This window comes from Virgibacillus sp. GM2-2 (genome assembly GCF_055329585.1).
In genome coordinates, this window is record NZ_JBUZWC010000184.1 from 1 (window position 1) to 228 (window position 228).

Below are 228 nucleotides of genomic sequence, written 5' to 3' on the forward strand. Positions count from 1 at the left end.
GCTCCGGTCTGGGCGCCCTGCGCCGCCGTCCGGAGTCACGCTGGCGCCGTACACCCTCAGACCTCGACGACCTCGTCCCGCTGCAGGAGCGACTGCTCCGCTCGGCGGTCGACGCGGTGCGACCCGGGGGAGTGGTGGCCTACGTGACGTGCTCGCCCGTCGTGGCCGAGACCTCCGAGGTGGTGTCGCGGGTCCTGGCCGACCGCCCCGACGTCGTACTCCAGGACG

The 228-nt window shown here is 74.1% G+C and carries 1 protein-coding gene; it reads left to right on the forward strand.

What is annotated here, in order from left to right; translation table 11 throughout:
• On the forward strand, positions 1–228 hold a 228-nt coding region (locus ACY9Z2_RS19470), incomplete at both ends, for a class I SAM-dependent methyltransferase (protein ID WP_463611320.1).